The 11,382-nt window shown below is 52.9% G+C and carries 7 protein-coding genes; 6 read left to right on the forward strand and 1 reads right to left on the reverse strand.

Going from position 1 to position 11,382, the window contains the following annotated elements; genetic code table 11:
• Positions 1 to 442: 442 nt before the first annotated feature.
• The gene (uvrA, locus tag H1D44_RS19910) at positions 443 to 3,307 is read right to left on the reverse strand and encodes an excinuclease ABC subunit UvrA (RefSeq protein WP_181517017.1); all 2,865 of its coding nucleotides are present in this window, start codon (positions 3,305 to 3,307) and stop codon (positions 443 to 445) included.
• A gap of 163 nt (positions 3,308 to 3,470) precedes the next feature.
• Between uvrA and H1D44_RS19915 the strand changes: the two genes are divergently transcribed.
• The 6 genes from H1D44_RS19915 (at position 3,471) to H1D44_RS19940 (ending at position 10,995) form a co-directional block, all read left to right on the forward strand.
• Positions 3,471 to 4,859: an MFS transporter gene (locus H1D44_RS19915; RefSeq protein WP_181517018.1), complete on the forward strand. Its 1,389-nt coding sequence runs from the start codon at positions 3,471 to 3,473 to the stop codon at positions 4,857 to 4,859.
• Between the two features lie 75 nt (positions 4,860 to 4,934).
• Positions 4,935 to 5,540, forward strand: a complete 606-nt coding sequence (gene ssb, locus H1D44_RS19920; protein WP_181517019.1) for a single-stranded DNA-binding protein — start codon at positions 4,935 to 4,937, stop codon at positions 5,538 to 5,540.
• A gap of 221 nt (positions 5,541 to 5,761) precedes the next feature.
• Positions 5,762 to 6,949 (forward strand): tyrosine-type recombinase/integrase, encoded by a 1,188-nt coding sequence (locus H1D44_RS19925; RefSeq protein WP_181517020.1) that lies wholly within the window; start codon positions 5,762 to 5,764, stop codon positions 6,947 to 6,949.
• Positions 6,949 to 8,544 (forward strand): site-specific integrase, encoded by a 1,596-nt coding sequence (locus H1D44_RS19930; protein ID WP_181517021.1) that lies wholly within the window; start codon positions 6,949 to 6,951, stop codon positions 8,542 to 8,544. Before H1D44_RS19925 ends, H1D44_RS19930 begins: the two co-directional genes overlap by 1 nt.
• An 82-nt stretch (positions 8,545 to 8,626) precedes the next feature.
• A complete protein-coding gene (locus H1D44_RS19935; protein WP_181517022.1) occupies positions 8,627 to 10,531 on the forward strand; it encodes an integrase in 1,905 nt (634 codons plus the stop codon).
• Entirely contained in the window at positions 10,528 to 10,995 is a 468-nt protein-coding gene (locus tag H1D44_RS19940) for a protein kinase (RefSeq protein WP_181517023.1), read from the forward strand. The genes H1D44_RS19935 and H1D44_RS19940 overlap by 4 nt, the downstream gene beginning before the upstream one ends.
• Positions 10,996 to 11,382 lie beyond the last annotated feature (387 nt).

Here is an 11,382-nt window from a genome sequence, read left to right on the forward strand (position 1 = left end):
CAGTGAAACCGCTCAGCGCCGATGGTAGTGTGGGGTCTCCCCATGCGAGAGTAGGTCATCGTCAGGCACTTATTCCAAAAATCCCGAGTACGAAAGTGCTCGGGATTTTTTCATGGGCATGGGTCGACCCGCTCTCTGTTTCGTGGGGCCGCTTCGCGGACCGGCCCCTCGCCGGCTCGGGGCGTTCGAGCGCCCTCGCGGCGGTGCCGCGAAGGGCCGGGCGCGCTCACCCCCATGCGAGAGTAGCGGAGCGCCGCCCGCCGGATGGCCGGCCCGAACATCGTCAGGCACTTATTCAGAAACCCAGCTTCGAAAGAGGCTGGGTTTCGTCGTTCAGGGGGCCTAACCTTCCCCTGATTCAGGTCCGACGCCAATGCGAAAACCCAGCCTCAATGAGGCTGGGTTTTTTCGTCCATAGGCAAGTCGAGGGAAGCGGTGAGCGTCAGGTGGCAGTTGCCTCCTTCTCGGTCTTCTGCTGCCTGGCGCGTTCAAGCAATGGCTTGAGGAAGCGCCCGGTATGGGAGATCTCCATCTCGGCCACCTGCTCCGGCGTGCCTTCGGCGATGATCCGGCCGCCGCCGGAGCCGCCCTCGGGACCGAGATCGACGATCCAGTCGGCGGTCTTGATCACGTCCAGGTTGTGCTCGATGACGACGATGGTGTTGCCGTGGTCACGCAGGCGGTGGAGCACGGCGAGCAGCTGCCGGATGTCCTCGAAGTGCAGCCCGGTGGTGGGCTCATCGAGGATGTAGAGCGTCTTGCCGGTATCGCGCTTGGCCAGCTCCCGGGCCAGCTTGACGCGCTGTGCCTCGCCGCCGGACAGGGTAGTGGCGCTCTGACCCAGGCGGATATAGGAGAGTCCTACATCCAACAGGGTCTGGAGGCGCCGGGCAATGGCCGGGACCGGGCTGAAGAATTCCAGCGCGTCTTCCACGGTCATCTCCAATACTTCGTCGATACTCTTGCCCTTGTACTGAATCTCCAGCGTCTCGCGATTGTAGCGTTTGCCCTTGCACACGTCACAAGGGACGTAGATATCGGGCAGGAAGTGCATCTCGACCTTGATCATGCCCTCGCCCTGGCACGCCTCGCAGCGTCCGCCCTTGACGTTGAACGAGAAGCGCCCCGGCTTGTAGCCGCGTGAGCGTGCCTCCTGGGTACCGGCGAAGAGCTCGCGGATCGGCGTGAAGATGCCGGTGTAGGTGGCTGGGTTGGAGCGCGGCGTGCGGCCGATAGGGCTCTGGTCGATGTCGATCACCTTGTCGAGCTTGTCGAGTCCTTCGATATGATCAAAGGGCGCTGGGGTCAGGCTGGTGGCGTGGTTGAGCTCGCGGGCGGCGATCGGCATCAGCGTCGAGTTGATCAGCGTCGACTTGCCCGAGCCGGAGACGCCGGTCACGCAGATGAACAGGCCCAGTGGTAGGGTCAGTGTGACGTCGTGAAGGTTATTGCCTTTCGCTCCGGTCAGAACGAGCTGTTTCTCCGGGTTCCCCGGGATGCGCCACTTGGGTACCTCGATGCGGCGCTTGCCCGACAGGTAGCGGCCGGTCAGGGAATCATGGCTGGCCATCACTGCTTCCGGCGTGCCCTGGGCGACGATGCGTCCGCCATGCACACCGGCGCCGGGGCCGATATCGAGCACGTGGTCTGCGGCGCGGATGGCGTCTTCATCATGCTCGACCACGATCACGGTATTGCCCAGGTCGCGCAGGTGAATCAGCGTCTTGAGCAGGCGATCGTTGTCGCGCTGATGCAGGCCGATGGAGGGTTCGTCGAGGATGTACATCACGCCCACCAGGCCGGCGCCGATCTGGCTGGCCAGGCGGATTCGCTGGGCCTCGCCGCCGGAGAGGGTCTCGGCACTGCGCTCGAGGTTGAGATAGTCGAGCCCGACGTTGACCAGGAACTCCAGGCGCGCGTGGATCTCGTTGATGACCTTCTGGGCGATTTCGCCCTTCCGTCCTGGCAGGGTCAAGCGCTGGAAGTAGTCCCAGGCTTCGCCGATCGGCAGCTGCACGATCTGCGGCAGGGTGTGCTCGTCGACGAAGACGTGGCGGGACTCCTTGCGCAGTCGGGTGCCGTGGCAACTGGGGCAGGGGCGGTCGGCGATGTAGCGGGCCAGCTCCTCGCGCACCATGCTCGACTCGGTTTCGCGGTAGCGCCTCTGCATGTTGGGCAGCACGCCCTCGAAGGGGTGTTCGCGAGTCACTCGACGACCCCGGTCGTTGACGTAGCTGAAGGCGATGTCGTCGTCACCGCTGCCGTAAAGAATGATGTCCTTCTCGTGTCGAGCCAGGTCTTGCCACGGTGTCTCGAGGGTGAAGCGATAGTGGTCGGCGACCGCTTGCAGCTGGCTGAAGTAGTAGACGCTGCGCCGGTCCCAGCCCTTGATCACCCCTTCGGCCAGGGACAGCTCCGGGTGGCTGATCAACTTGTCGGGGTCGAACACCTGCTGTACCCCCAGTCCGTCGCAGGTGGGGCAGGCGCCGGCCGGGTTGTTGAACGAGAACATGCGCGGTTCGAGCTCGGCAATGGCATAGCCGCACACCGGGCAGGCGAAGCGCGCCGAGAAGGTGATGTCCTCGGCCTCGCCGTCCATGAAATGCACCATGGCAATGCCGTCGGCCAGGTTGAGCGCCGTCTCGAACGACTCCGCCAGACGCTGCTGGAGCCCTTCGCGCACCTTGATGCGATCCACCACCACGCTGATGTCGTGCTTCTTGTTCTTGTCCAGTGGTGCGATGTCGTCGAGTTCGAGTGCCTGGCCGTCTACCATCACCCGCACGAAGCCCTGCGCGCGCAGCTCCGCAAGCAGCTGCAGGTGCTCGCCCTTGCGGCCCTTTACCACCGGCGCCAGCAGCATCAGCTTGCTGCCTTCGGGCAGCGCGAGTACCTGGTCGACCATCTGCGAGATGGTGCTGGCCTCGAGCTCCTCACCGTGCTCGGGGCAGCGCGGGGTACCGGCACGGGCGAACAGCAGGCGCAGGTAGTCGTAGATTTCGGTGATGGTGCCCACCGTGGAACGCGGGTTGTGCGAGGTGGACTTCTGCTCGATGGAGATGGCCGGCGACAGGCCCTCGATGTGGTCGACGTCGGGCTTCTCCATCATCGACAGGAACTGCCGGGCATAGGTGGAGAGCGACTCCACGTAGCGCCTCTGTCCCTCGGCGTAGAGAGTGTCGAAAGCCAGTGACGACTTGCCTGAACCGGACAGTCCGGTTACCACGATCAGGCTGTCGCGAGGCAGTTCGACGTCGATCTGCTTGAGGTTGTGGGTGCGCGCACCCCTGACAACGATCCTGTCCATTACCACCTCATGGCGCTCGGCAAAACCTCGATTATACGTGTGTGGCCGAGGACGCGCCAAAGCATCGCGGGACGGGACGTTTCCTGCGGGGGCCGGAATCGTTAGAATAGTCGGTCCATCGAAGAGCCCGAGCCCGCCTACCCAAGGAATCGTCTTAAGCCCTATGCGCAAGCTTTCTGGATTGCTGCTGGCCTCCGAACGGCGCGCCATCGCCGGCCTGGCTAGCCTGTATGCCTCTCGCATGCTGGGGTTGTTCATGGTCCTGCCGGTGCTGGCTCTCTATGCCGATGAGCTGGCCGGGGCCACCCCGCTGCTGGTGGGCCTGGCGCTGGGAATCTATGGTCTGACCCAGGCGATCCTGCAGATTCCCTTCGGCATGCTATCCGACCGCCTGGGGCGCAAGCCGGTGATTGCGGCAGGCCTGCTGTTGTTCATGCTAGGCAGTGTGGTAGCTGCGTCCGCCGATACCATGGGCGGTGTTATCCTGGGGCGCTGCCTGCAGGGCAGTGGAGCGGTGGCCGCGGCGATCATGGCGCTGCTTGCCGACCAGACCCGTGAGCAGGTACGCACCGCAGCCATGGCGACCATTGGGCTTTCCATCGGCGTGGCGTTTGCCGTGGCCATGGTAGTGGGACCCTGGCTGGCGGCGGCTTTCGGTCTTTCCGCGGTGTTCTGGTTCACCGCCCTGCTCGCCGCCCTCGGATTGGTCGTGCTATGGAAGCTGGTACCCCCGGCACCGCGCCGGCTACGCCATCGCGACGTGGGCATCGATCGTCAGCAGATGAAAGCCATTCTCACTCGCGCCGACCTCTGGCGACTCGACCTGTCGATCTTTTCCCTGCACCTGGTGCTGATGGCCATTTTCGTCGCCGTGCCGTTTCGCCTGGTCGAGGCCGGCATCGAAGCAGAACGTCATGGCTTGACCTACCTTGCCATCATGGCTCTCGCTTTCGTCGGCATGGTGCCGCTGGTAGTCCTGGCCGAGAAGCGCCATCTCATGAAGGGCATGAGCCTGGTCGCGATTGCGGCCATTACCGTCAGCCTGGCCGGCCTGGCTGGCTTCGGTGGCGGCTGGGCGTTGTTCGCCTGGTTGCTGCTGTTCTTCGTGGCCTTCAACCTGCTCGAAGCCATGCTGCCCTCGATGCTCAGCAAGCTGTCCCCGGCAGGAGCCAAGGGCACGGCCATGGGGATCTACTCGACCAGCCAGTTCATTGGTGCCTTTTTCGGTGGCGTGTTAGGGGGCTTGCTGGCCCAGCAGTGGGGACTGCCGGCGGTATTCCTTGGCTGTGCCGTCGTCGCCGGCATCTGGTGGCTGCTGATGCTGGGGCTGCCAGCCGTGCCCCACCTGTCCAGCGAGGTAGTGGCACTGGACGACGATCAGCATGGGGACGCCCTTGACACGTTGATGGCCAGTTTTGCCGAAGTCGCTGGCGTTGAGGACGTTATGGTCGTTCCCGAGGAGCGAGTCGCGTATCTTAAGGTGGACCGGAGGCGTCTCGACGAGGATGCCCTGGCGCGCCTTATCCGCTCGAATCGTAACCGCGGCGACTAGCCTGTCAATCAGTGGCAGGGCCAGATAGGCCGCTGCATTACAATGTACATGTTCATTTGATAGAGGGAGTCCAGCATGGCCCGTGGCGTCAACAAGGTCATACTCATCGGCAACCTGGGACAAGACCCCGAGGTTCGCTTCATGCCGTCAGGCAGCCCCGTCGCCAACCTGCGAGTCGCCACCACCGACACCTGGACCGACCGGCAGAGCGGCCAGCGACAGGAGCGTACCGAGTGGCACTCGGTGGTGCTGTTCAATCGCCTTGCCGAGATCGCCCAGCAATACCTGAAGAAGGGCTCACGGGTTTACTTGGAAGGCCGCTTGCAGACGCGCAAGTGGCAGGGGCAGGACGGCCAGGATCGCTATACCACCGAGATCGTCGTCAATGACATGCAGATGCTCGACTCTCGCAGTGGTGATTTCGCCGGCCAGCCCGGGGCGGGTATGCAACAGCAGGGCGGCTACGGCGCGCCTCAGGGAGCTCCCGCGCCGCAGCAGCCCGCCGGCTACGGGGCGCCGCCGCCCCAAGGCGGCGGTTATGGTGGCGGCCAGCCACCGCAGCGTCCGGCGCAGGGCCAGCCGCAGCAGGGCCAGCCGCAGCAAGGCGGGCAGAAGCAGAACAACTATGGTGCGCCAGATCCGGGTAACTTCGATGATTTCGATGACGAAATCCCGTTCTAGATCCCATAAAGCCGTTTTTGTAATGTTGCAAAAAGAAATACTGCCAAAAAAAACTTTATAAACAGATGGTTGTGTGGAATATCGGAGCCTCGCTAAGCGTAAAGCTGGCGAGGCTTTTTCTTTACCTATATCTGGTATAGAAAAAATGCCATAAGAATATTTTGACAAGATAGAAAAAATAACATAAGATGATGTAAAGATAAGACTTGAGTAATGAAAGGATGAAAGTTGAAACGATCACACAGCCAACCGGACTCCAACTTCCCATCCTGCTGGATGAGACTGGGCTTCCAGTTCCTATTTACAATGAGTTCATACTGTCACGTGCGAACCTGCAAACAAATACTCTTATAAGAAATTCTTATGAATTGTCAATATTTGACGAATGGATTAAGAGTCGTAATGAACAGTTTCTGGAGTTGTATGTAAAAGGGCTGGTTGGTGAGGCTGTCATCAATGGAAGCCTTGTGCCTTGGCTCAGAAAAAGCTTTGATAAAAACCCTAAGCTGAAAAAGTTATTTTTGTCTCCAGATACTTTTAATGAAAGGCTTACAACTGTGAGGCTTTTCTTGAATTGGCACTTTAATGTGGTGTCAGGGAAGATGAGTTATTTGTCTAATGAGTTTAAAGTTCTTAAAGAGAGTAATGCCAGAGTTGAAAGTCTTCTGACATCTGCATACGTGAAATCAATTCCGGTAAAGAAAAGTGTCAGTCTTGGTCTCACGCTTAACCAGGTGCAAGATTTAATTCACTGCGTGGATCCTGAGAATCCAAATTCGTATGGCCGCAACTATGCAGTAAAATATAGAAACTATGTCATGGTCTTGCTTATGCTCGGATGTGGAATGCGACCGGGAGAGCTTTTGTCTTTGAAGGTAGACGATGTTCAGCACGGTGCATATCCAGCAATTGATGTTGTGCGAAGGCCTCCAGACAAAAAAGACACCAGAAGGATGAAACCAAACATAAAGAGGAATGGCAGATTATTACCCATATATGATCCCAATATAGCTTTTCATTTGGATCAGTATCTGGTGGAATATAGAGATGAGTTTGAAGAAAGAGCCAAGACTCCAAGTGAGTATTTGTTTTTGAGTGATGAGGGTCGCCCCCTTTCTTTAAAAAGTGTCGGAGAATACTTCAGAATTATAAGGTCGCGGCATAGTGACGTGCTCCCAGAAAATATAACAGCAAAATCTCTGCGGCATACTTTCTCATCCAACCTTCTTAAAGGGCTAAAGGAGTCTGGGCTAGAAGAAGAGCAAAGGACCAAAATCTTGGCAATTCTAAGAGGCGATACAAACTTGGCATCCCAAGATCGATATACGGTTCAAGTGTATAATGATTTTGCAAGCACCTATATGCGGCGTTATCAAAGAAGCTTGGTTTTTGAGGAGGTGCCCTTTTAATGGAGCATAAGAGTTTATTGAAAACAGAAAATGATGTTGCAAAATTTTATGGATGGGATGGCCTGTCGACTAGCTTTGTGTCTAGGGAAGGAGTGCTCATAGATACGACTACCGATACTTGGATTTTGTCTGAGTATAACTCCGCCGTCAATAAATTAAAATTCGACGTTATAGAAGATCAAGGGGTAAAGTGGGCTCTTAAGCAATACATAAAGCAAAGAGCCCAGACAGTATCTTCAATCTCAGCGCTGAATGCTTATTCTGCTATAAGGACGCTTGTATTAAGAAGGGTAAATGGTTCAGCCGAGCCTATTGAAGAAGCCCTAATAACATCCTTTGAAAATATGCTGGTTGAAATGCGTGAGCGTCAAAGTATTTGGCGTGCATATTACCCCATCCGATGGTACGTATGGGCCGCCGATAGATACCCAGAAATGGGTTTTGATTCGGAGTATGCCAATCTTATTGATGCAATAGAAGTAGGTGGAAATCCTAAGGGGCAAGCAATAAAGAGTGAGGATGATGAAGAGGGCCCTCTATCTTCCTTAGAGCTTAAGTTAATAAATAAAGCACTAAGAGAGGACAGTGCTGAAGAATATGTGTGTTATCAGCAAAGAGCTGTAGTTGCTTTGCTGATCGCTACTGGAAGGAATTCGGAAAATCTAACATATTTGCGCGAAAGTGATTTTCAGAACGTCGCTCCGCATGGTCTTGATCCATGTTACATAATAAAAATGCCCAGGATAAAGAAAGGATTTATATCTCCTCGTGATGATATGTTGGAAGAGTCACTAGATGAGTCTTTAGCACAGTATGTTCTAGACCTGATAAAGGCGAACAGAGAAAATAGAGACTCAATCAGCCAGGAATTGAGTTGCAAGCCATTGCCAGACACTTTGTTTGTAAATGTAACAGGAAATAAGGCCGCGCTTGCTTTGGGTGTGCAAGAAAATATTTTGAACATGACAACGCATGACATAAGAAAGCTTTTGAAGGATTTCGTTGCGCGGCAAGGTATCATCTCACCTGTTACTAATGCACTGCTGCACATAACTCCACGAAGGATGCGATATACGTTCGGAACAAACATGGTAGGTGAAGGGGCCAGCAAAAAAGAATTGGCGCGGATGTTGGATCATTCAAACATACAAAACGTGGGTGTTTATTATAGACTTGCTGGGAGGATCGTTGAGCACTTGGACAAAGCAATGGCTAAAAAATATGCAAGTGTGCTGAACATGTTCAAGGGTAACATTGTCATCTCTGACGCGGAGGCTATTAATGGGGATAGAAAAGACAAGCATCTCAGCTTTCTAGAGCCCGGTAGTATGAATCCGATAGGCGAAATAGGTGTTTGTGGTGAATCTAATGTATGCCATCTAGATCCACCATATAGTTGTTATCTTTGCAGCAAGTTTCAGCCATATGCTCATGCTGATCACGAAAATGTTCTTTCTTGTTTGCTCGAAGATCGAGAAGAGAAATTAAAAAAATACGAATCCAAGAGACTGGGGATTCAGCTGGACGATGTTATTATAGCTGTCGCAGGTGTGGTAGATAGGTGCAAGGAGTATGATAATGAAAAGAAATTATAGATCAAAGAAGGTCATTCCATTTATAAATAGAGTCGACCGAGACAGAGTAGTTAACCAGAGGTCCCTTGTTCAACAGGCTAGGATGCTCACGCCTGCCGGATTTATGGTGGAGATGTGGGATGAGACTGACTGGGTCGTGAAAAGTGGAAGGTTAGTTAATGAGTCGTCTAAAAAAAATACGCAAGCAACTCTGAGCTTCAGATTTTCCAAAAATCTTGGCGGGAATCCTTTGCCTGAAATGTGGGGCGATATAGCAAAGGCCCTAGTTCTTATTCGCTATCATCGGTCAAATCAGACGATGAGTAATCAGCGGCAATTTGTTAAGGCTTTTAGTTATATTGCTCAAGTGGCTATTTCATCAGGAATCACGCCGGAAAGAGTGAACCATGAAGTGTTGGACAGTGCGTGCATGATGATAAGTAAGCATTATCAAGTGTCAACCGCTTATAACATGCATAAAGCTGTCGCCGAAGTCGCTTCAAACTTTGATGCTAATGGGTTGGCCGTTACCGTATTTGACTATAAATATAGTAGGATGCGGCGGCCTGAAACTTCAGGCGGAACATCTGGGCTGCGGCTTGATGATCCTAAGGCCAATGATTACATCTCCGATAAACTGATCCCGATGGATGTGATGAGATGCATTGGGGAACTATATCTGTCAGTACCTAAAAATCATAAATATCGACAGTACGTTTTGATGCTATCACTTTTCGCCATACTCGGGAGAAGGTTCTCCGAAATTTCTCTTATCCCCTTGCAGGATGTAAGCCAAGATCGAGAGGGATTTTCTTTCCTTTATTACTTTCCAAGGAAAACTTCCAAAGGAAATAAAGTGAGCCCTAAAGAAAGGGTTTATCTTCCGTCAGACGCAGTCGAGTTGGTGAAGGATATAGTTTCTGAGGCTCAAGATGTCAGTCGTGCTCCCAGAGATACAGCCATAGCTATGAGGTTAAACAAGGGGCCTGATTTAAATTTCCTGCATGACTATATGCATAAAGATAGAATTTACAAAGAGGATCTTTCTGAACTGGGGCTTAACTCTCAGCTGCTTTCTGGCAACGCATGGTTAAAGAAAAACGGACTTTCATATGCTGATCATGAAAAGCTTAATTCTCAAGGGAAAAAGCCGCCACACCCTATACGTTACACTAAGGTTGAGCATTTAATCGACTACCTAAAAAAGGACTTCAGTGCTTCGTTGTTGGAGCCTCTTTTTATTGACGACTCTCGGAAAAAATATTATTTGCAGGATCTAATGTTCGTTCGTTTCCAAGGGCTATCCAGTGGTGCTTATGCCAGCTGGCTTTCTACCTATATAACCCATGCAATGTTTTCACGGTTTATAGGTAGCTACCTTAGTGAGCTTGTGAGCCAGTTTTGCCAGCATGAACTCAAGAGCAAGTTAACCTCGCATCAGTTTAGGCATACTATAAATACGCTGGTTGATGAGGGTGGTATGAGTGATGCCTTACAAACTGAGTGGTTTGGTCGTAAAAATCTGGCAGATACAAAGGCATATCAACACACTACTAGGGAGCAAAAGATTCTCGCGATAATGGATTTGGCTAAAGAGGGTAATATAGGTGGTGTCATATCAAAAGAGTTAAAAAAGGTTCCTGTAGAACGACAGGATGCTTTTCTGAAGGCTCGTATTAAAGGTGTTCATGATGTAGGGGTTGGCATCTGTGTTCATTCATTTTCTCAGAATAGTTGCGAAAGACATCTTCAGTGCTCTGCCCAGTGTCGAGACTTTGTATGGGTAAAAGATGATACAGATAGAGTCGACGAGGTCAAGAGGCAATATGCTATGACTATTGTGGCGCAAGAAACAGCCCTGCAAGCAGAAAAGTCTGGCAAAGGTAGATATAGTTCCGATTGGGTTAAACATAATAATAAGAAGATTGTTACTTTGAAGGAGGAGCTTGGTGATATGGGGGTGGCAGAGTTTGATCCCGTCCAATATTTAAAAGGTGTTTCCTCATGAAAAAATATAAGAGGATGACCGAAGAGGACCAAAAGTCCATTGTAAGATTTATACACGAACTCTCTGCGGCAGAGGATGAGAGCCTTTCCTGGAAGCTGCTAGAAAGCACCTTCGGTTTTACTCGACAGGCTATGCAAGCTAAGCCAGGGGTGAAATCAGCCTTTCAGCATGCTAAGTCGTCTATCCGAAACGGAGATAAGGCTCCCAGGCGCATCAGGTCAATGTCGCATGAGGATCTGGTAAAGAAAGTGGAGGAGCTGGAAGGCGAGATTAAGTTGTTAAAAGAAAGAGAGCATAAGTGGAAGCAGCGTTGGCAGCGCATCGCGTATAATATCAGGCAAAAAGGATTGCAGGTCAATGATGTAGACGCCGAAGCGGCGCAAGATGGAAAGTTGCCAAATTCAAATGAGACTGAGTCTATAATTCGAACTTTAGATAGTGAAATTCCCCCACCCCTCACATAAGATTTCGTTTGGGAAGGTGTGTTGTTTGATAAATCTATCAGGAAAAAGAGGTTTCGTTACTGTGTATCTCGTATAGTCGTTGCTAAGTCGGAACCGTGAGGCACAACGTGACCAGCCCCTCACTGACCGCTGGCTGACGATAACGCACTATGGTAGCGGGCAGAATCGGTAGTGCCGTGGTAGCAGTCGAGGCAGTCGGAAAAAGAAAAACAATGAGATCCTGAAAGCCCGTGGCCTGACCGTTCGCGAAGTGTTCCTCCAGGCAAGTGGTCGGTTAGGATGAGATCAGTGGCAGCTCCTGTCGAAAGGCTGTAAGCGCTCCACAAACCCCATCTTCTGCAGCTGATTAGCACGCGTCAGACTGGTGTCTCCTGATCCCAAGGAGGA

This window comes from Billgrantia kenyensis, from assembly GCF_013697085.1.
GTDB classification, from domain to species: Bacteria; Pseudomonadota; Gammaproteobacteria; order Pseudomonadales; family Halomonadaceae; genus Halomonas; species Halomonas kenyensis.